Raw genomic sequence first — 18,769 nt, 5'->3', positions numbered from 1 at the left:
ATCTTCGCCCATTGGGCGTCAGTCAAAACGAATCGGTCCATCCCAAGCTTGAATCACAACCAAGCCCCGATGAGAATCCTGAATCCCAACAGACCCTAGTTACGGAAACGTAGGGTTCTGGCTGGTGCCGATTCCCGGCGAGAGCAAGTCATGTGACCGGTCGGCCCCAGAACGATCTTCTCCAGCGGCTCAGTCACCCGGACTTCGAACTGCTCGCGCCTCACCTCCAGCCGGTCGAACTCGAGGCAAGCCACATCCTGCATCACGCCGGCGACGAGATGACGGCGGTTCATTTTCCTTGCGGCTCCACTCTGGTGTCGTTCGCGGTGCCGGTCGAGGACGATCGCGAGGTCGAAAGCCTGCTGGTGGGGCACGAGGGCGCGGTGGGCATTGCCGCCGGCCGCAGCGCCTCGCTCGCCTATTCGCGCATCGTCGTGAAGCTGGGCGGCACCCTGATGCGGCTGCCGCTGCGCACGCTCGAGCAGGCCCAGCAGAGGTCGGCCACGCTCCATCAGGTGTTCTCGCGCTATGCCGACTGCCAGTTCGCGCAGCTGCTCCAGACCGCGGCCTGCAACGCCACCCATTCGATCGAGCAGCGTGCCGCCAAGTGGATCATCTCGGCGCAGGAGCACATCGGCGGCCCCGAGATCCCCCTCACCCACGAGCAGCTCGCCGGCATGCTCGGCGTGTCCCGCAGCTATGCCAGACGCGTCATCCAGATGTTCAAGGCGAGGCGGATCCTCGCGACCCGCCGTGGCGCCATCCTGATCCTCGACGCGCCGGCGCTCGAAGCCAGAGCCTGCCGTTGCAACGATTGGGTGAAGAAGCATTTCGACGAAGTGCTGGGGCGGGCGCCATATGCCGACGGCTGACACTTTGCGGCCTCACACTGGCGGCGACTGACGCTTGAGGTGCAGATAGATCGGACTGAAGTCTCCGAGCCGCTGCAATTCGCGCCATCTCAGGACGATCAGCTCGCTGTCGCGCAAGTCCATGGTCCCACTCCGCTTGAGGTCGGCGAGCGTCCGGTTCACCGTCACGATCGCCATGCCCAACGTCTCGCCGAGCTGCGCCAAGCTGATCGGCAGACGGCAGCGATTGCCGCGGACGAGCTGCGCGGCGCGGGCGCGGTAGAACAGCGAAGGACCAGAACGTCTCCAGCCTTCACGCTCAGGATTCGCCCCTTGATTCCGCCGCACTCGATCCCGGCCGTGCCCCGCGCAGGAGCGGAACGACGCGATGTGGCAGAAGCAGAAGAACAATCGGTCAATTTCGTCGATTGGGCGAGGCGGTTCGCTTACCTGCGAGCGGCTTCGCTACCTCTCGAGCGCACTCGACGAGCAGCCGCTGAGCAGGGTTTGGCGTTCTGCCCTTAAGCGCAACGATCCCTACCGGCCACATCTGAATAGGCATTTCGACGGGTAAGACCTTCATCGACAGCCGCTTCGCGCTGAAGTGCAACATCGATGCCGGAAGGAAACTCAGGAATCGTTCCGATGAAAGCAACGCCGACTGCATAAGGATCGAATACACGGTTACGCTGGGACGTGGCACCTCCAGTCCGGAGGCGTGAAATGCGTGGGCAATCCAGCCGCCCGGAAAACTTTCGCGCGGCGGCAGGCACCAACGCTCGTTGACCAGCTCGTCGAGGCGGATCTTGCGACGCCGCACCCACGGACTGTGCAAGCCTGCAACAACGACACCGCTTTCGTGCAACAGCACCTCAACGTCGGTATCGGCAGCCGGCGTCGAGCTCGGCAGGCGCCCTATCATGAGGTCGATGTCGTGATTGCGCAGATGGCGATCCTGAAGCTCAGGCGGTTCGCCCTCGATGATGTGAAGCGCGAGCCTCGGGTATTGCCGGGACAGCCGGTCAATAATGGCGGGCAGTAATCCAGCCATCACGGGCTCGGTGCTGCCAATGCGCAATTCACCCATCGCGGGATCAGCGAGCGATTGCAGCTCGTCCACGCCGCTCCGCAAATCGTTGCACAACGCAATGCTACGCTTGAGTAAGGCCTTGCCATAAAGCGTGGGCTCAACACCGAGCCGGCTGCGCTCTAGAAGCGGAAGGCCGATCGTTTGCTCCAGGCTCGCGATCATCTTGGATATGACAGGCTGTGAAATGGCAAGGTGCTCGGCCGCTTTCGCCATGCTCCCGTATTCCACGACGGCGATAAACACGTTCAGCTGCCGCAGCTTGATCCGATGGCTAATCTGGGATGCATTGAGCATGCGATCCTTTCTAAAATGGAATAGAAGTATCGGAAAATAGAACTTTTCATATATAGGTCTGCAGGACAAGCTCCAATCCGCGGTCACCTCCACCGCCAAGGTTTGGAGCAGCCATGTCGAACATTTGTGTAGCCCGTCGCACCTTCTTGCTCGGAAGCCTCGCGGGATTGTTGCTGCCCGGGAAGGTCGTCGCGCAACCTTATCCGTCCAATCTCATACGGATTGTCGTCCCTACCGGTGCGGGCACACCGCCCGACATTATCAGCCGCATGGTCGCCGACGGGCTCGCGGCCAATGAAGGCTGGCGGCTTGTGGTGGAAGATCGCCCGGGTGGGTTGCAGACCATCGCCATGAACGACGTGAGCGGCCGTCCGGCGGACGGCTATGCACTGCTGACCATGAGCCTTCCGATGACAGTCACTCCGTCTCTGCTTCCGAAGGCGGATGTACGGCCGGATGTGGATTTCGATCCGGTGATCAAGATATCGAAATCCTACACTGTGCTCGTTACAACGCCTTCCTTGCCGGTCGGCTCGCTGTCCGATCTGGTGGCGCTGCTCAAGAGCAAGCCGGGGAAGCTCAACTTCTGTTCCGCCGGCTTCGGCACTCCGTCGCATCTCATCGGCGAAATGTTTGCATTGCAGGCAGGCGTGCACGCCACTCACGTGCCCTACCAGCAGTTCTCCCAAGCAATCACCGATCTGATGAGCGGCAACGTCCAATACATGTTTGTCACCACGCTTCCAGTTATTGACCTCATTGCGACCGGCAAGTTGCGAGCGCTTGCCGTCACAGCCCCCACGAGGATCGCTGCCCTGGGCGACGTTCCCACTGTGGTCGAGGCAGGCCTTCCCGACCTGGTGACAGCCGATTGGATCGGCTTTGCAGCCAAGCGTGGTACGGCTGCAGAAATAACGTCGCAGCTCAACAAGGCAATTAACAAGGTCCTTGTCGAACCGAAGATCCACGTCGCGCTCGATAAAATAGGAGCCGTGGCCGTGGGTGGCACCGCTGCAGAATTTGGTGAGGGAATCCGGACTGACATCGCCCACTGGGCCAAGGTCGTGAAGGATGCGGACATCAAGCTACCTTGATGAGCCAGACCACATCCAAAACCCAAACGAGTGGCCGCGATGCAGCAGCATTGGCGATCACGCCGCCGCAGATTGTCGGCCCGTTCTATCCGGTCTCGCAGTGCCCCGATCTGGCAACCGATCTGGCGCGTCCAAGCGGCAGCACCGCTGAGGCACTGGGCCAGCTCATCCATGTCAGCGGACGTGTGCTCACGCGTTGGGGGGCGCCGGTGCCGCATGTACGCATCGACATCTGGCAAGCCAACGCAGCGGGGAAATATCGTCATCCGAGTGACATCAACCCAGCGCCGCTCGATCCCAATTTCAAAGGCTTCGCGCGTCTCACAACGGATGCGGCCGGGCACTACAGCTTTCGTACGGTCAAACCGGGTCGCTATCCGACGGCAGAAGGCGACGTCAGGCCACCGCACATTCACCTCGCCGTCGAGGGGCGGTTCGATTGCCTGGTAACCCAGCTGTATTTCGCTGGCGAAGGAGAAAACGTGACCGACCGCTGGCTCAATGCGGCTCCGCATCCGGAAAGGTTGATCGTTACTCTGCAAGATTCGCCATCACGCCTTGAGAGGCATGCGTTGGTCGCGCATTTTGACATTGTTCTTGCCAGCGGATGACAAGCGGTTTCAGGTGGCTCCAAGCCCGATTTGGGTCATTCGCGACCGGGCTGACGCGTCGGGCAAAACACCCCGTCAAGCCCTCCGCGTAAAAAGATTTCACTTTTCCGAATTTCGGATTTGTGGCATACAGCACTGATCCTGGCCCTGCCAAAGGGGCGCTCGCGATCGTCACGACATGCGGGCCGGGTGGCGGTGGACGCGGCAGCGACGGCGCGGACAGCGTGATGACAGGGCGGGCAACCGTGAGTCCTCACGCGACGCGGTACGACACGGCGCTGGAGAGCGGGCTTGTCGATTGTCCGGGGTGAGCACACGCAAGCCCCTGACGATCAGGCGGGACCGTCCGCGGACGGAGAAGTCGTGTGGTCCTGACGCCCGGGGTCTGTGCGTCAAGTCCAGCGGTGATGTGGCGGCCCGACCGGGCGCGCGCATCAGTCATCCGCAGGGCGACGGGGGCAATAGTGCATCGCTCCCCGGGGAGAGCACGAAGGACACCGTTAAAACCATCCGCGCAGGGAAGGCCGGGCGATCGGCCACCCATCGGTCCACCCCGTGTGCACTCTTGTCGCGCACGGACCAACGGGTGCCGCCGGCGCCCGGCCTTCCCTGCGCCCTTTGGCCTCCATTGGGCGATGAACAAAAGCAAGACCCGGGCAAAACCTGCCGCGGGAACCCGCAACCATGCTCCCTTCCCGGCTCTCGCCCCTCGGTGCCTGCAGCGGCTCCGGACCCTTCCGCCGCTCGGACGGCTGCGGCGGAACCGAGACCTTGAGCAAGCAGTCGCAGCGAAAAAGTCTGATTCCGCGGCGGAACGAATGCCGCGCAGGCCCGATTCAAGCCACATCCTCTCCGGATTCGCGGCTCATTGCCACCCAAGTCTTTGACGACAAAGGGAAGGTAACGAGTTGCGTCAGGCGTAATCGGGAGACCAGGATGGGCAACCGCACCGCAAAGTTCATATCCGCCCTCGCGGGCAGCATCATTGCCGGCGCGCCTCTGGCCGCCGTATCGCAGAATGCACCGACAGCACCGAGCACGGCAAATGCCGCAAGCGACTGCCTTGCCTCGCCAAAGGGCGCCGCGCCGGAGGGCCAGCATTGGCACTATCGCCTCGAGCGCGGGACCAAGCGGCAGTGCTGGTATCTGCGCGCCGAAGGCGGCAAGGCCACACAAACCGCACGGGTTGCGGCCGATACGCCGACAGCAGATTCAGCCGCGCCGCAGCAACACCCGGTGCAGGATGCGCGCGCCGAATATCTGACGCCGCAGAGCATTGCCGCGCCGAAGACGCCGGCGGCGCCGATGCAACAAGCTGCGAGCCCCTCCGCTGACACCAACGCGCAGCATCCCGCCGTCGACGCGCGCTGGCCCGATGCCTCCGCGGCGTCCGTCACGCCCGCAGTGCAGCCATCGCCCGCACCTGTCGCGGCTGCCGCGCAGCCGAGCGCGAAGCCGGCGAAATCCCCTGCTCCGATGGCTCTGGCTGCGGCCGACAGCTCCGCCGACAAGCCGACCGGCTCACTCCAGATGCTGCTGCTCGCGATCGGCGGCGCGCTGGCACTTGCCGGCATCCTCGCCAGCATCATCTATCGGTTCGCCGGCGGACGCGGACGCGTCCAGGCCGCCGACCATCGCCGCGTCAACTGGGACAATTTTGAGCCGCACGATCACGACGACGGCCGCGCGCCCTGGCTCAACGCAGCGCCGGCCGGCGCGCCGCGCGCGCAGCAGCCGCGCCCGGTCGATTTCGATGCCGTGCGTCCGCAGGCCGGGCCGCTCAAGACGGCACAGCTCGCCGCGATCGATCGCGAGATCGATGTGATCCACGCACGAGCACCGCAGGCCCGCGACGAGGCCGCAGCGTTCGACGACGCCGACATGTTCAACGGAGAATTCGAGATCGAAGCCGCAACGCCGCGGCTCGCGGCCAACGACGTCACTGACGAAGAGCCGGCCGTTCGCGATAATGGTGTGCAAATCGAGGACGCTGTCGACGTCGACGTGATCACGGCGATGCTGGAACGGCTGGCGCAGGAAGGGCCGCGGCTGAGGCAGCCAGCTATTTCTCGAGCTGATTACGTAGACCCCGCACGAAGCCTTCAAGTCCGACCTGGCGTTCGCGCTTAAGCTGCTCGGCGCGAAGGATCGAACGCACAGCCTCGAATGCGAGGCCAATGTTGTCGTTGACAACGATATAGTCGTAAGCGTCGAAGTGGCTCATTTCGTCGCCCGCTTTTTTCATGCGGCCGCGGATGACCTCATCTGAATCCTGCGCACGCGTATGTAGGCGCTGCTCAAGTGCAGCAACCGACGGCGGAAGGATAAAAACGCTAACGACATCCTTTCCTGAACGATCGCGGAGTTGCTGGGTCCCTTGCCAATCGATGTCAAACAACACATCGTTCCCAGACGCTAGCGCAGCATCGACCGGACCTCTGGGTGTGCCATAACGATTCCCGAAGACGTGAGCCGATTCCAGTAGCTCACCAGCCTGCACCATCGTTTCGAAGCGTTTTTGATCGACGAAGAAATAGTCCTTCCCATCGACCTCGCCCGGCCGCATCGGCCGTGTTGTCGCGGACACTGACATCTGGAGACCTGGAGTCTCCGCAATCAGCATGCGCGACAGCGTCGTCTTGCCCGCGCCCGACGGCGAGGACAGCACGAACATCAATCCACGCCGCTCGACACCGTCAGTTCCGTGACCGCCAATCGTCATCGATCACTCCAGATTCTGGACCTGCTCGCGGAACTGCTCGACCACGTTCTTCATGGCGAGCCCCGTATTGGTCAGCTCGATGTCGTTCGACTTCGAGCAGCAGGTGTTGACCTCGCGGTGAAACTCCTGCGCCAGGAAATCGAGCTTGCGCCCCACCGGGCCGCCCTTGCCGATCAGCTCGCGCGCCTGCGCGATGTGCGAGGCGATGCGGTCGAGCTCCTCGCGGATGTCGGCCCTGGTCGCGATCAGGATCGCCTCCTGCATCAGGCGGTCGGAATCGAAACGGTCTGAGGTGTCGAGCAGGCTCGCGATCTGCTCGGCGAGCCTGGCCTTGATCGCCTCGGGCTTGCGGCCGGGCGCGGCCTCGGCTTTTTTCGCAAGCTGCTCGACCTCGTCCACCCGCTGGATCAGGATCTGCCCCAGCGAAGTCCCCTCGCGCTTGCGCATCCCGACGAGTTCGGTGAGCGCCTTGTCGAAGGCGTCGGCGGCAGCGGCGCGCGCGGCCTTGTCCTCCTCCTCGTCGCCCTCGGGCTCGGCGACCTCAATGACACCCTTGATGGACAAAAGCCCGTCGACGCTTGGCGCGACTGCATCGACCTTGCCGGCGATCATGGCGGCGGCCTTCAGGACGGCGTTCAGCACGTCGTCGTTGACGCGGACCGTGGTGGCGGCATTGGCGCGCTTGACGGTCAGATTGGCGTAGACGGTGCCGCGCGAGAGCAGCTCGGCGGCGCGTTTCTTGGCGTGGGCCTCCAGCTCGTCAAACCCCTGCGGCAGCCGCACGCGCAGGTCAAAGCCCTTGGCGTTGACCGACTTCAATTCCCATTCGAACGTATACGGCCCGCTCGCGCCGTGGCTTCGGGCAAAGCCGGTCATGGACGACAACGCCATCAGGTCAATTTCTCCAGAAGCACGGGATTCGCGGGGCCATCAAGCCACGCGAATCTTAAGACTATTTTGCAGGAAAGGGGAATGCGCAAAGTCCCGCAGGCAGGTCTGCGCGCAGGCCTAGCGCTGGACCACCGGGGGCGAGGACTGCACCGCGCCTTGCCGGGCCGGCGCCGGACCTGCGGGGCGAGCGGCCGGCGGCTTTTTCTGCTGGTTGGGGCGGGCCGGCGTGGTCGCCGTCGGCGTATCGGCGGCGCCGGGCGCGGCGGCGGCCGGCGGCTGCGCGTCCTCGGCCGGCTCGACCGTGTCGTTCTGGATCTGCTTTTCCATCGCGCGCAGCTTGGCGACGTTCTTCTGGTGCGCGTCGTAGGTCTCGGTGAACGCATGCCCGCCGGTGCCGTCGGCGACGAAATAGAGGTCGCGGGTGCGGGCCGGGTTGGCGGCGGCCTCGAGCGAGGCCCGGCCGGGATTGGAGATCGGCCCCGGCGGCAGGCCCTCGATCACATAGGTGTTGTAGGGCGAGGGCTGCGTGATCTCGCTGCGCTTGATCGGACGGCCGAGCGTGCCCTTGCCGCCGACGAGACCATAGATGATCGTGGGATCGGACTGCAGCTTGATCCGCTGCTTCAGGCGGTTGACGAACACCGCGGCGACGCGGCTGCGCTCGTCGGGCTTGCCGGTTTCCTTTTCGACGATCGAGGCCAGCGTCACCAGTTGCTCCGGACTCTTGACCGGAATGTCCTGATTGCGGCGCTCCCAGATCTCGGTCAGCACGCGCTTGTGCGCCTGCTGCATACGCTGGACCACCTGATCACGTGGCGTCCCGCGCGGGAATTTGTAGGTCTCGGGCAGCAGCGTGCCTTCGCGCGGCAGCTCACGCACGCTGCCGGTGAAGATGTCGTTGTCGGACAGCCGCGCCACGATCTGCTCGGAGGTCAGGCCCTCCGGTACCGTCACGGCATGCTGCACCACCTTGCCTTCGACGATGGTGGCGACGACGTCGCGCAAGGAAGCGTTTTTCTGGAACGAATACTCACCGGGCTTGAGGTCAGAACTCGCCTTCAGCGCAGCGACACTCGCGATGAATACCCACGGATTGACGTCGGTCACGCCTTCCCGGTTCAACGTCTCGGCGATGTCGCGCTTGCCGGCGCGCTGCGGGATGTTGACGATCTTGTCGTCCTTCAGCGGTCCTGGCGCCTCGAGCACTTGCCGGCCGTAATAGTACACGCCGCCCGCACCGATCATCGCGATCAGCAGCAGGGTGATGATGGCGTTGCCGACGATCACGAAGGGATTGCGCGCGCGGTCCGATCGCTTCGGCGGCGGCGGGACCTGCTCGGGCTCGAGCGCTGCCCGCGGACTCCGGGGCGAAATGGGCGGCCTTTCACTCATCGAAGCAACCTGAATCCTGCCGGTTCAATTGCGGCCTGACAAACGCTTGTCCGGCCAAGTACACGCGCCCACTTGTATGACTATCGCCGAATACGGCAAATCGGTGGATTCGTCGAAAACACAAACTAGTGGACCGGACGCCGAAAGATTACCGACGCGTTGGTACCGCCAAAACCGAAAGAATTCGACAACGCGACGTTGACCTCGCGCTTCTTCGACTTATGCGGCACGAGATCAATCGCAGTCTCGACCGACGGATTGTCCAGATTGATGGTCGGCGGCACGACATTATCGCGAATCGCGAGAATGGCGAAGATCGCCTCGATCGCGCCGGCTGCACCGAGGAGATGGCCGGTCGACGATTTGGTCGAGGACATCGCGACCTTGGAGGCGGCGTTGCCGAGCAGGCGCTCCACCGCACCGAGCTCGATCTCGTCGCCGAGCGGTGTCGAGGTGCCGTGCGCGTTGATGTAATCGAGATCGGACGCCGTGAGGCCGGCGCGCTTGAGCGCTGCCGCCATGCTGCGAAAGGCGCCATCGCCATCGGGCGACGGCGAGGTGATATGATAGGCGTCGCCGGAGAGACCGTAGCCGACCACCTCGGCATAGATCTTCGCGCCGCGGCGCCGGGCGTGCTCGAGCTCTTCCAGGACCAGGACGCCGGCGCCCTCGCCCATCACAAAGCCGTCGCGGTCCTTGTCATAGGGACGCGAGGCCTTCTCGGGTGTCTCGTTGAAGCCGGTGGAGAGCGCGCGCGCGGCGTTGAAGCCGGCAATGCCGATGCGGCCGATCGGCGATTCGGCACCGCCGGCGACCATGACGTCGGCATCGCCGAGCGCAATCAGGCGGGCGGCATCGCCGACCGCATGTGCACCAGTCGAGCAGGCCGTGACCACCGAGTGGTTCGGCCCCTTCAGCCCGTGCTTGATAGAGACATAGCCGGAGGCGAGATTGATCAGGCGGCCCGGAATGAAGAATGGCGACACCCGGCGCGGCCCGCGCTCATTCAGGAGGACCGCGGTGTCCGCGATGCCGTTGAGGCCGCCGATGCCGGAACCGATCATTGTGCCGGTCGCGCATTTGTCCTCTTCGGTCGCGGGATGCCAATTGGCATCGTCGAGCGCCTGGCCGGCCGCGGCCATGCCGAAGATGATGAAGTCGTCGACCTTGCGCTGGTCCTTCGGCTCCATCCAGATATCGGGATCGAAAGTGTCGTTCGTCCCGTCGCCGCGCACGACGGTGCAGGCGTATTTGGTCTGAAGATCGGAGACATCGAAGCTCTCGATCCTGCGTGCGCCGCTTTCGCCGTTGAGGATGCGCTTCCAGGTCGGCTCGACACCGCAGCCGAGTGGCGAAACCATGCCAAGACCCGTGACGACAACCCGCCTCATATCCGAAAACTCCGCATCGAAACATTCACGGCCAATAACAAGAAACCGGCTGACCGCTGTTGGGCGGCCCGTCCGGTTTCAATGTTTTCCCCGCGAAAATGAAGAGCCTTAGCTCTTCGCGTTCTTCTCGAGAAACTTCGTGGCGTCGCCGACGGTGAGAATCGTCTCCGCGGCGTCGTCCGGAATCTCGCAGCCGAATTCTTCTTCGAATGCCATCACCAGCTCGACGGTGTCCAGACTGTCGGCGCCGAGGTCGTCGATGAAGCTCGCAGCGTCGACAACCTTCTCGGGTTCAACACCAAGGTGTTCGACCACGATCTTCTTAACCCGCTCGCCAATCTCACTCATTGCATAACCTCGTGTTGTTCCCTGTAGACCCGACCCCCCGGGACGATACGAGCCGTCGTGGTCGTTGACTGCCTTCGCTTACAAACTTTGATTTGGCCCCATCCTAACCGATGCAGGCCCGGCGAATGACGGCCAAGGCTCCGCATCGCCAATATACAGGGTTTCAAAAACCTGCAATGGCGTTCTTTGCCCATCCGTTGAAGGTCCGGTTATCATACTTCAATTGCCTTGACTACAAGCCTCATTTCGCTCCGGAAACGGCCGTTTGCCGTATCCGGCGCCGCCCAGGGGGGCGGAGCGGCATCAGGCGTCAGATCATGGCCATGCCGCCGTTGACGTGGATGGTTTGGCCGGTGACGTAGGCCGCTTCGTTCGAACTCAGGTAGACGGCAGCCGCCGCGATGTCCTCTGGCGTCCCCAGGCGATTGGCCGGAACCTTGGTCAGAATCGTTTCGCGCTGCTTGTCGTTGAGCGCATCGGTCATCGGCGTCTTGATGAAGCCGGGCGCAATGCAGTTCGCAGTGACGCCGCGTTTGGCGTATTCGGCACCCAACGTCTTGATCATGCCGATCAGGCCCGCCTTCGACGCGGTATAATTGCCCTGCCCCGGATTGCCGGTGACGCCGACCACCGAGGTGATGGCGATGATGCGGCCGAAGCGCTTGCGCATCATCAATTTGGTGGCGGCGCGGGCAAGCCGGAAGGTCGAGGTCAAATTAATGTTGATGACCTCCTCCCAGTCCTCGTCACGGAGCTGCACGAAGAGATTGTCGCGGGTGATGCCGGCATTGGCGACGAGGATGTCGACCTGTCCCATTGCCGCTTCCGCAGCGGGCACCAGCGCCTCGACCTCGTCGGCCTTGGAGAGATTGCAGGGCAGCACATGGGTGCGCTCGCCGAGCTTGCCGGCAAGCTCATCCAGCACTTCCTTGCGCGTCCCTGATATCGCGACGGTGGCGCCCTGCGCGTGCAGCGCCTGTGCGATCGCACCGCCGATGCCGCCGGTTGCGCCGGTGACGAGCGCCTTTTTGCCAGTCAGATCGAACATCGATAACTCCTCCAAAGCACGATCCGGAAAAGTGCGCAGCGGTTTTCCGAAAAGATCGAGCGTAAACTAAAGAACGCAAGCGCGACGAGGAATCATCGCGCTTCAGGCCTGCTTCGAAGCGGCCAATGCATCCCTGGCGGCAGCAATGTCGTTGGGCCCGCTGACCGCAACGCCGACCGCACCGTCAGCAATCCGCTTGACGAGGCCGGTCAGCACCTTGCCGGCGCCGATCTCGAAGAAACGGTTGACGCCCTGTCCTGCCATATAGGCAACCGACTCGCGCCAGCGCACGGTGCCGGTGACCTGCTCGACAAGGCGGCGTCGGATCTCGTCAGGGTCGGTAATCGCGCTCGCCAGCACGTTCGACACCAGCGCCGCCGCCGGCGCCTTGATCGTGACCGTGGCCAGCGCCGCCGCCATCACCTCCGCAGCCGGCTGCATCAGCGTGCAATGGAACGGCGCGGACACCGGCAGCAACATCGCGCGCTTGGCGCCGTTGGTTTTGGCGATCTCCACGGCGCGATCGACCGCGGCCTTGTCGCCGGAGACGACCACTTGTCCGCCGCCATTGTCGTTGGCGGCCTGGCAGACCTGCCCCTGCGCCGCCTCCTTGGCGACCTCCAGGGCGGCCTCGTAGCTGAGGCCAAGCAGAGCGGCCATCGCGCCGGCGCCAACCGGCACGGCTTTTTGCATTGCGAGACCGCGGGTGCGAAGCAGCCGCGCGGTGTCGGAAATTGTCAGGCTAGCGGCCGCAGCGAGCGCTGAATATTCACCGAGGGAATGGCCGGCGACGAAGGCAGCATCCCGCCCCACGGAAAACCCGGCTTCGACCTCCAGCACGCGCAGAGTGGCGATGGACACAGCCATCAGGGCCGGCTGGGCGTTTTGGGTGAGCTGGAGGGTTTCGGCCGGACCATCCCAGATGATTGCCGTCAGCTTCTCCCCCAGCGCGGCATCGACCTCGTCGAACACGGCGCGTGCCACCGGAAAGGCGTCAGCCAGAGCCTTGCCCATACCGACCGCCTGGGAACCCTGCCCCGGAAATGTGAATGCTGCCGTCATCGGCGCTCCCCTGGATCGCTCGAGCAGTTGTCTTCGAGAACCGGCAGCCGACTACGTCCGGCCCGAGCCTTGGTTCCCGATCATGCCCCAAAGGGGGCCGTAGACACTGTCCGAGGCCGGAATGTCAAGCCAGGGGAGCATCGGCCGCCATTCAACCGGAGATGCGGGTCCCTAGAATCCGCCGGCGGTCTGGTTGGCGTCGACCTCCGACCCCGCCTGCGCGCGGCGCGCGCTGTTCACCAGCTGACCCGGCCGGTCGTCGCGGTTCGGCTTCGCGGTCGCAAGCCGCAGTACCGCGGCGTAACTCGGTTGCACCTCCATGCGGCCCGCGTGCCGGCTTTCGCTCAGCAGGCGATGAACCTTCGGCAGATTGTAGCAGGGCACGTAGAACAAGAGATGATGTTCGAGATGATAGTTCACGTAGTACGGCGCGATGAACAGGCGTTCGAGAAAATTGGCGTAGGTGGTGCGGGTGTTGCGCAAGGGATCGCTGCTGTCAGGCACGACCGCGTGCTCGGCGATATTGCGGATGCGGGTGATGACCATCATCCAGCTTACGAGCGGCACCAGCCATAGCAGCGGATAGGCCCACCACACGCCGGCCATCGTGAGCGCTGCGAACATCGCGCCATTGACGAGGCATTGCGGGCCGAGCTTTTCCCAAAAATGCGCTGCGCGCTGCCGCAACGGCCAGTCCTTCGGCCCGAGCGCGTTGAGCAGTTGCGCCCTGCGCTGCAGGAAGCCGGTCTGTCCGGTAATGTCGCGAATGAACTTGCGGCGATAGCTCAGCTTCGTGATCGGAAACGGCGCCGACAGCACGAGGTCAGGATCATCCTCCTGCTGGGTACGCGCATGATGCTGAAGGTGATAGCGCCGGTAGCTGCGCGTCTCTGCGAACAGAGGATAGGCGCAGAACCACTGGCTCAGGGTCAGATTGGCTTTCTCGTCGGCGGACAGGCAGCCATGTGCGCCGTCATGCATGAGGATCGCGAGCCCGAGTTGGCGCGAGCCGATGATGGCGACGGCGAAGATATAGGTGATCGGATTGGGCCACCACGCGACCAAGGCGATTGCGGCGATGATGAGCGCCCAGGCGTGCGCGATCAGCGCGACGCCTTTCCAGGTCACGCGCTGGCGCACGTCGGCGAGTTGATCGTCGGTCAGGAAATCGCGGGCACGCATGCGAAGCGCGGTCATGGCCTAACCCTCCTCATTCGAATTGCTTGATGCGTCGCGCTCGTCGACGAGATGAAGGCGCGCCGTGTCGCCCGTGGATTTCGCCTGCTCGCCGAGCACGCGCAGCATCTCGGCGCACAGAGCCTCGGGCGAACGGCCCATGGCGTAGCCTTCGAGAATGACGCCGATGGCGACGGCCCAGAATCGCCGCGAGCTTTCGTCGGGAGCGCGCAGGGAGCGCCAGCCGTGCCGCTCAACCTGGGTTGCATAGGCCCGCGCGCCTTCGCTGTGCAGGCGCTCGATGGTGCGCTCCACCAGCGGTGCGAGATCCTGGCGCCGCCGCGTCAGCGTCAGCGCCTCGGCGAAGAAGGCCACCGAATCGTTTGCCGTCACGGTCTCGGCCAGCGCATGGGTGTAGTCCCGTGGCGTGCGCGCCTGCAGCGCCGCCCGCTCGGTCGCCCGCGCCAGATACAGCAGCTCGCGGCAGGCGCATTCGACGAACAGCGCCTCTTTCGTGCGGAAATAGTAAGTGATCTGGCTCGGGAACGCGTTCGCGGCGGCTGCGATGTCGGTGATTGCCGTGCCCGATAGCCCCCGCTCCCGAAACAGCGGGCTCGCGGCATCCAGCAGCAGCGAGCGCATTCTGCGGCCGGCCGAGCGCGTAGCGCGGGCGGCGTGCTTGGGGTCGCCAGCCGCCTCAAACGGCTCCTGGGACAAGTTTTCTGCCATTGGGGTCCGCTCCGTTGATTTATTTGTATGACATACAAACAAATAAATCAAGCCGGCATGTTACTCTGCGGTGGGTCAGGCCGCCCGCATCGGGACCATCCGCGCCGAAAATGCCGCCCTCAACCTTGCCAAGACAGCCAAAATCCGTATAAGGCGCGCATCCGCAGACCCCGGCCGGGAGCTGAACGGACGGTCTCAGCAAATCATTCGTGATCTTGGTGTGGCAGGGCCAGTCGGCCCGTCGTCCCGTGTTTCCGCCTTCTGAGCTTAATCCCAGAGTCCTTTCCAAAGGCCTCTTAAGGGCTTGACGCCGGGCGATGCGCCAACATGAGGAAAGGACTTCCATGGCTCTCTATGAGCATGTTTTTCTCGCGCGCCAAGACGCGAGCACGCAGCAGGTCGAAGAACTGACTGCGCAGATGACCGGCATTGTCGAGGGTCTCGGCGGCAAGGTTGTCAAGACCGAGAATTGGGGCGTGCGCTCCCTCACCTACCGCATGAACAAGAATCGCAAGGCGCACTTCGTGCTGCTCAACATCGACGCGCCGTCCGCGGCGATCGCCGAGATCGAGCGCCAGGAGCGCATCAGCGAAGACGTGATCCGCTATCTCAGCGTCCGCGTCGAGGAGCTTGAGGAAGGTCCGTCCGCGATGATGCGCAAGGCCGACCGTGACCGCGAGCGTGACGACCGTGGCGGCGGCTTCCGTGGCGATCGCGAAGGCGGTGGCTTCCGTGGCGACCGCGAGGGTGGTTTCCGTGGCGGCGATCGTGAAGGTGGCGGCTTCCGCGGTGACCGCGGTCCGCGCCGTCCGCGCGACGACGCTGAAACCACGACCACTGCTGCCACCACCACCACCACCACGACGGATGGGGAGTAAGAACAATGGCTGAAGCTGGTGCACGCCGCCCGTTTTTCCGTCGTCGCAAGAGCTGCCCGTTCACGGGCGCGAATGCTCCGAAGATCGACTACAAGGACTCCAAGCTGCTGATGCGTTACGTCTCCGAGCGCGGCAAGATCGTGCCGAGCCGCATCACCGCGGTGTCCGCGAAGAAGCAGCGTGAGCTCGCCCGCGCCATCAAGCGCGCGCGGTTCCTGGGCCTGCTGCCCTACGTCATTCGCTAAGCCGAATACGGCCGGCGGTGACATCGCCGCCGGCCGTATTACCTAGTTTCTCATAAGGCTTCCGGGTCGTCCGGTCGCCGATGGTTGGGGCGAGATGCCTCTAACCGCTCGAAGGGAGCGGGACAGCTGATGATGGCCTTTGGACTGATAGCCCTGATCGCCGGCGCTGCGTCGGCCGTGATGTTCGCCTCGATCGTCTCGGGCGCGCTGATCTCGCTCGTCCTGTTCTATCTCGCACCGCTGCCGCTGATGGTCGCCTCGATCGGCTGGGGACCGCTTTGCGCGACCCTCGGCGGCATCGCCGCCGCGCTTGGCCTCGGCGCCCTGTTCGGCCTGCCCTACGGCATCGCCTTCGCCGTCACCGTCGCACTGCCGGCCTGGTGGCTCGGCCATCTTGTCCTGCTCAGCCGGCAGGGGGAACCCGTCGCCCCGGGGGCCGCCGCCGAGCCGTCGGCCGAACCTGCGCTCGAGTGGTATCCGGTCGGCCGCATCCTGCTATGGATCGCGGGCTTCGCCACGCTGACCACGATCGCCGCCCTGCTCACCCTCGGCACCGACGCCGAAGCCATCACCGGCACGCTGCGTCGTGGCCTGATGCGCCTCCTCCGCGCCGCCGACCCGCAGACCTCCGGCGAGACCGACCAATTTGTCGACGCGCTGGTGCGGATCGCGCCGGCCGGCGCCACCATCGTCGCGATGATGACGCTGACCCTCAATCTCTGGCTCAGCACCAAGGTGACGGCGACGTCGGGCCGGCTGCGGCGCCCCTGGCCGGACCTGATGACGGCGGAGCTGCCGCCGATGACGCTCGTGGCGCTCTGCATCGCGCTTGCCTTCTGCTTCACCGGCGGACTGCTTGCGATCGTGGCGCAGATCGCCACGGCGGCGCTAATGATGGGATATGCGCTGACCGGCTTTGCGGTGCTGCATACGCTGACGCTGGCGCTGAAGAGCCGCACTTTCTGGCTCGGCTCGACCTACGCCGTCGTCGTCGTGTTCGGATGGCCCGTCATCGCGATGGTGATCCTCGGCCTTGCGGATGCCGTGTTCGGCCTCCGCGAACGCTTCCTACGTACGCGCCAGCCGCCGCCACTGCCGGTCCCTTAAGTTCAAGTCCGAAATCCAACCCACTCAACACTTCGAAGGAGAACGAATATGGAAGTCATTTTGCTGGAACGCGTCAACAAGCTCGGTCACATGGGCGAAGTCGTGAAGGTTCGCGACGGCTATGGCCGCAATTTCCTGCTCAAGCGCGGCAAGGCGCTGCGCGCCACTGCAGACAACCGCGCCAGGTACGACGGCATGAAGGCCGACCTCGAGGCTCGCAACCTTGAGTCCAAGGGCGAGGCGTCCAAGGTGGCCGAGAAGATCCAGGGCAAGAACATCATCGTGATTCGTCAGGCTTCGGAAGCCGGCCAACTGTTCGGCTCGGTCAACGTGCGCGACATCGTCGTGGCGTTCGAAGCCGACGGCGTTTCGCTGTCCCGCCCGCAGGTTCAGCTCGACGCGCCGATCAAGACCATCGGCAAGCACACCATCAAAGTTGCCGTCCACCCCGAGGTCGAGGTCGAGATCAGTGTCACTGTGGCGCGCAGCCAGGACGAGGCCGAGCGCATCAACCGCGGCGAAGACATCTCGACCCGCAACGAAGACCGGGATGCTGCCGCCGAAGCGATTGCCGCCGCCGGCGAGTTCTTCGATCCGGAAGCCCAGCAGGACGACGCCGAGCCGGCGCCGGCAGCGGAAGAGACCGAAAAGTAAGCCTCGCGTTCGCGCAGGCTTTCGAAGCCCGGCCGCCTCAGGCGGCCGGGTTTTTCGTTTTCGCGACGACGTCCTCGCTCAGCATCGCGATCGAGGCGAGCGCCGTTGCCGTATGCTTCTCGACGCCATCGCTGACGCAGAACACGTCAGCTGCAACCACGGAGACCTGACGCCCCGGCTTGATCACCCTTGCCCGGCAGATCAGCTTCTCGCCAACCGCGGGCGACAACAGATTGAGCTTGTATTCCGCCGTCAGCGCCGGCTGACCGCGCGAGGTCGCGGCTGCGATCGTGGTGGCGTTGTCGACCAGGAAGGCGGTGACGCCGCCATGGAAGAAGCCGTGCTGCTGCAGCAGCTCCGGCCGGCGCTCAACCGAGATCGTACAGGTGCCGCGCGACAATTCGGACAGTTCGGCCCCGACCAGATTCATAAAACCCTGCCGGCCGACATTGGCGTGGATGCGCTCGGCGATCGGTCCGAATTCGGGATCTGCTTCCACTCGCATGAGGCCTTTCCTTACTGTTTATTGATGCGATCGAGTGGCCGCAACGCTCGAACCGCGCAGGCGATCAACGTATCGGTCTCGGCGCGCGGATCGGCGCGGTCGCGTCCCGACAGGAAGGCGCGGCAAAAAATCTGCGCCGGACCGATGAGCTGGCTGACGAACATCACCGGGGTCATCGGCAAGAGCTCTCCGCGCGTGACCAGCGGTGCGCGCCAGCACTCGATGCCTTCGGCAAGGTGCGCATTCTGCGCGCGCTGGGCGTCGCGAACGCTCTCGCCCCATTCGCTGCGCGAGATCTCGAAGAGATAGCGCGCCTCGCGGCGGCTGATGACGACCCAATCGAGATGCGCCCGGATCAGGCGATCGATCCCCTGCCCGGCGTCCGGGACAGGATCGAGCGCGGCCAGCATCGCGGCGTGATAGTGCCTGAGCACATCGAGGAACAGTGCACCGGCCAGCTCCTTCTTCGAGCCGAAGACGTGGAAGAAGCTGCCATTGGAGGCGCGCGCCCGGGCGCGGATCGCAGCCACCGTGGCGGCTTCGAAGCCGACGCGGTCGAATACGGAAAGCGCCGCCGCCAACAGATCGCCACGCACGCTCGCCGTCACGGACGCCTCCTATAGCTGGAGATCAACTCTAGAGTAACACTCTAATGGCGGTCAAGACGATGCGAAGACCGTG

The 18,769-nt window shown here is 64.2% G+C and carries 21 protein-coding genes; 8 read left to right on the top strand and 13 right to left on the bottom strand.

Annotated elements, in window-relative coordinates; genetic code table 11:
• Positions 1–152: 152 nt before the first annotated feature.
• Positions 153–872: a Crp/Fnr family transcriptional regulator gene (locus IVB27_RS33230; RefSeq protein ID WP_247446995.1), complete on the top strand. Its 720-nt coding sequence runs from the start codon at positions 153–155 to the stop codon at positions 870–872.
• Positions 873–884: 12 nt separating this feature from the next.
• Here the strand turns inward: IVB27_RS33230 and IVB27_RS43045 are convergent, their stop codons facing one another.
• Both IVB27_RS43045 and IVB27_RS33220 read right to left on the bottom strand, forming a co-directional pair.
• Positions 885–1,199, bottom strand: a complete 315-nt coding sequence (locus tag IVB27_RS43045; RefSeq protein WP_247446994.1) for a helix-turn-helix domain-containing protein — start codon at positions 1,197–1,199, stop codon at positions 885–887.
• 67 nt (positions 1,200–1,266) lie between these two features.
• The gene (locus tag IVB27_RS33220; protein ID WP_247446993.1) at positions 1,267–2,235 is read right to left on the bottom strand and encodes a LysR family transcriptional regulator; all 969 of its coding nucleotides are present in this window, start codon (positions 2,233–2,235) and stop codon (positions 1,267–1,269) included.
• 113 nt (positions 2,236–2,348) lie between these two features.
• Here IVB27_RS33220 and IVB27_RS33215 point away from each other — a divergent pair, with 113 nt between their 5' ends.
• The 3 genes from IVB27_RS33215 to IVB27_RS33205 all read left to right on the top strand — a co-directional run bounded on the left by IVB27_RS33215 (position 2,349) and on the right by IVB27_RS33205 (position 6,070).
• On the top strand, positions 2,349–3,329 hold the full coding sequence (locus IVB27_RS33215; RefSeq protein WP_247446992.1) for a Bug family tripartite tricarboxylate transporter substrate binding protein: 981 nt from the start codon (positions 2,349–2,351) through the stop codon (positions 3,327–3,329).
• Positions 3,329–3,940 (top strand): dioxygenase family protein, encoded by a 612-nt coding sequence (locus IVB27_RS33210; RefSeq protein WP_247346317.1) that lies wholly within the window; start codon positions 3,329–3,331, stop codon positions 3,938–3,940. The genes IVB27_RS33215 and IVB27_RS33210 overlap by 1 nt, the downstream gene beginning before the upstream one ends.
• A 936-nt stretch (positions 3,941–4,876) precedes the next feature.
• A complete protein-coding gene (locus IVB27_RS33205; RefSeq protein WP_247446991.1) occupies positions 4,877–6,070 on the top strand; it encodes a hypothetical protein in 1,194 nt (397 codons plus the stop codon).
• On the opposite strand, the gene gmk is transcribed toward IVB27_RS33205, so the two are convergent.
• The 9 genes from gmk to IVB27_RS33160 form a co-directional block, all read right to left on the bottom strand.
• Positions 6,003–6,662, bottom strand: a complete 660-nt coding sequence (gmk, locus tag IVB27_RS33200; RefSeq protein ID WP_247346312.1) for a guanylate kinase — start codon at positions 6,660–6,662, stop codon at positions 6,003–6,005. The genes IVB27_RS33205 and gmk overlap by 68 nt on opposite strands.
• A 3-nt stretch (positions 6,663–6,665) precedes the next feature.
• Positions 6,666–7,553, bottom strand: coding sequence for a YicC/YloC family endoribonuclease (locus tag IVB27_RS33195; protein WP_247446990.1), 888 nt, complete (start codon positions 7,551–7,553; stop codon positions 6,666–6,668).
• Between the two features lie 117 nt (positions 7,554–7,670).
• Positions 7,671–8,945, bottom strand: a complete 1,275-nt coding sequence (mltG, locus tag IVB27_RS33190; RefSeq protein WP_247446989.1) for an endolytic transglycosylase MltG — start codon at positions 8,943–8,945, stop codon at positions 7,671–7,673.
• Between the two features lie 125 nt (positions 8,946–9,070).
• A complete protein-coding gene (gene fabF / locus IVB27_RS33185; RefSeq protein ID WP_247446988.1) occupies positions 9,071–10,336 on the bottom strand; it encodes a beta-ketoacyl-ACP synthase II in 1,266 nt (421 codons plus the stop codon).
• A gap of 108 nt (positions 10,337–10,444) precedes the next feature.
• Positions 10,445–10,684 carry an acyl carrier protein gene (locus IVB27_RS33180; RefSeq protein WP_006020277.1) on the bottom strand — a complete coding sequence of 80 codons (240 nt, stop codon included), beginning with the start codon at positions 10,682–10,684 and terminating at the stop codon, positions 10,445–10,447.
• Positions 10,685–10,994: 310 nt separating this feature from the next.
• A complete protein-coding gene (fabG, locus tag IVB27_RS33175) occupies positions 10,995–11,732 on the bottom strand; it encodes a 3-oxoacyl-[acyl-carrier-protein] reductase (RefSeq protein ID WP_007592006.1) in 738 nt (245 codons plus the stop codon).
• A 102-nt stretch (positions 11,733–11,834) separates the two neighbouring features.
• Positions 11,835–12,794 carry an ACP S-malonyltransferase gene (fabD, locus tag IVB27_RS33170; protein WP_247446987.1) on the bottom strand — a complete coding sequence of 320 codons (960 nt, stop codon included), beginning with the start codon at positions 12,792–12,794 and terminating at the stop codon, positions 11,835–11,837.
• Positions 12,795–12,965: 171 nt separating this feature from the next.
• Positions 12,966–13,991 (bottom strand): fatty acid desaturase family protein, encoded by a 1,026-nt coding sequence (locus IVB27_RS33165; protein ID WP_247446986.1) that lies wholly within the window; start codon positions 13,989–13,991, stop codon positions 12,966–12,968.
• A gap of 3 nt (positions 13,992–13,994) precedes the next feature.
• Positions 13,995–14,699, bottom strand: a complete 705-nt coding sequence (locus IVB27_RS33160) for a TetR/AcrR family transcriptional regulator C-terminal domain-containing protein (protein ID WP_247446985.1) — start codon at positions 14,697–14,699, stop codon at positions 13,995–13,997.
• A 344-nt stretch (positions 14,700–15,043) separates the two neighbouring features.
• Between IVB27_RS33160 and rpsF the strand changes: the two genes are divergently transcribed.
• The 4 genes from rpsF (at position 15,044) to rplI (ending at position 17,583) form a co-directional block, all read left to right on the top strand.
• The gene (rpsF, locus tag IVB27_RS33155; protein WP_247446984.1) at positions 15,044–15,577 is read left to right on the top strand and encodes a 30S ribosomal protein S6; all 534 of its coding nucleotides are present in this window, start codon (positions 15,044–15,046) and stop codon (positions 15,575–15,577) included.
• Positions 15,578–15,582: 5 nt separating this feature from the next.
• Complete coding sequence (rpsR, locus tag IVB27_RS33150; RefSeq protein ID WP_007592020.1) at positions 15,583–15,822, top strand: 30S ribosomal protein S18; 240 nt, start codon at positions 15,583–15,585, stop codon at positions 15,820–15,822.
• A 129-nt stretch (positions 15,823–15,951) separates the two neighbouring features.
• Entirely contained in the window at positions 15,952–16,929 is a 978-nt protein-coding gene (locus IVB27_RS33145) for a DUF2232 domain-containing protein (RefSeq protein WP_247446983.1), read from the top strand.
• Between the two features lie 48 nt (positions 16,930–16,977).
• Positions 16,978–17,583, top strand: coding sequence for a 50S ribosomal protein L9 (gene rplI / locus IVB27_RS33140; protein WP_247446982.1), 606 nt, complete (start codon positions 16,978–16,980; stop codon positions 17,581–17,583).
• A gap of 37 nt (positions 17,584–17,620) precedes the next feature.
• Here the strand turns inward: rplI and IVB27_RS33135 are convergent, their stop codons facing one another.
• Both IVB27_RS33135 and IVB27_RS33130 read right to left on the bottom strand, forming a co-directional pair.
• Positions 17,621–18,088, bottom strand: a complete 468-nt coding sequence (locus IVB27_RS33135; protein ID WP_247446981.1) for a PaaI family thioesterase — start codon at positions 18,086–18,088, stop codon at positions 17,621–17,623.
• Between the two features lie 11 nt (positions 18,089–18,099).
• Positions 18,100–18,696 (bottom strand): TetR/AcrR family transcriptional regulator, encoded by a 597-nt coding sequence (locus tag IVB27_RS33130; protein ID WP_247446980.1) that lies wholly within the window; start codon positions 18,694–18,696, stop codon positions 18,100–18,102.
• Positions 18,697–18,769 lie beyond the last annotated feature (73 nt).

Origin of the sequence: Bradyrhizobium sp. 197 (assembly GCF_023073375.1) — a bacterium.
Lineage (GTDB): Bacteria > Pseudomonadota > Alphaproteobacteria > Rhizobiales > Xanthobacteraceae > Bradyrhizobium.
The sequence above is the reverse complement of the archived record's forward strand: the minus strand, read 5'-3'. Positions and strand labels throughout refer to the sequence as shown.

Coding starts and splice junctions, on each gene's coding strand:
- IVB27_RS33220 (WP_247446993.1), bottom strand. CDS start 2,235: ATGCTCAATGCATCCCAGATTAGCCATCGGATCAAGCTGCGGCAGCTG.
- IVB27_RS33215 (WP_247446992.1), top strand. CDS start 2,349: ATGTCGAACATTTGTGTAGCCCGTCGCACCTTCTTGCTCGGAAGCCTC.
- IVB27_RS33210 (WP_247346317.1), top strand. CDS start 3,329: ATGAGCCAGACCACATCCAAAACCCAAACGAGTGGCCGCGATGCAGCA.
- IVB27_RS33205 (WP_247446991.1), top strand. CDS start 4,877: ATGGGCAACCGCACCGCAAAGTTCATATCCGCCCTCGCGGGCAGCATC.
- gmk (WP_247346312.1), bottom strand. CDS start 6,662: ATGACGATTGGCGGTCACGGAACTGACGGTGTCGAGCGGCGTGGATTG.
- IVB27_RS33195 (WP_247446990.1), bottom strand. CDS start 7,553: ATGGCGTTGTCGTCCATGACCGGCTTTGCCCGAAGCCACGGCGCGAGC.
- mltG (WP_247446989.1), bottom strand. CDS start 8,945: ATGAGTGAAAGGCCGCCCATTTCGCCCCGGAGTCCGCGGGCAGCGCTC.
- fabF (WP_247446988.1), bottom strand. CDS start 10,336: ATGAGGCGGGTTGTCGTCACGGGTCTTGGCATGGTTTCGCCACTCGGC.
- IVB27_RS33180 (WP_006020277.1), bottom strand. CDS start 10,684: ATGAGTGAGATTGGCGAGCGGGTTAAGAAGATCGTGGTCGAACACCTT.
- fabG (WP_007592006.1), bottom strand. CDS start 11,732: ATGTTCGATCTGACTGGCAAAAAGGCGCTCGTCACCGGCGCAACCGGC.
- fabD (WP_247446987.1), bottom strand. CDS start 12,794: ATGACGGCAGCATTCACATTTCCGGGGCAGGGTTCCCAGGCGGTCGGT.
- IVB27_RS33165 (WP_247446986.1), bottom strand. CDS start 13,991: ATGACCGCGCTTCGCATGCGTGCCCGCGATTTCCTGACCGACGATCAA.
- IVB27_RS33160 (WP_247446985.1), bottom strand. CDS start 14,699: ATGGCAGAAAACTTGTCCCAGGAGCCGTTTGAGGCGGCTGGCGACCCC.
- rpsF (WP_247446984.1), top strand. CDS start 15,044: ATGGCTCTCTATGAGCATGTTTTTCTCGCGCGCCAAGACGCGAGCACG.
- rpsR (WP_007592020.1), top strand. CDS start 15,583: ATGGCTGAAGCTGGTGCACGCCGCCCGTTTTTCCGTCGTCGCAAGAGC.
- IVB27_RS33145 (WP_247446983.1), top strand. CDS start 15,952: ATGATGGCCTTTGGACTGATAGCCCTGATCGCCGGCGCTGCGTCGGCC.
- rplI (WP_247446982.1), top strand. CDS start 16,978: ATGGAAGTCATTTTGCTGGAACGCGTCAACAAGCTCGGTCACATGGGC.
- IVB27_RS33135 (WP_247446981.1), bottom strand. CDS start 18,088: ATGCGAGTGGAAGCAGATCCCGAATTCGGACCGATCGCCGAGCGCATC.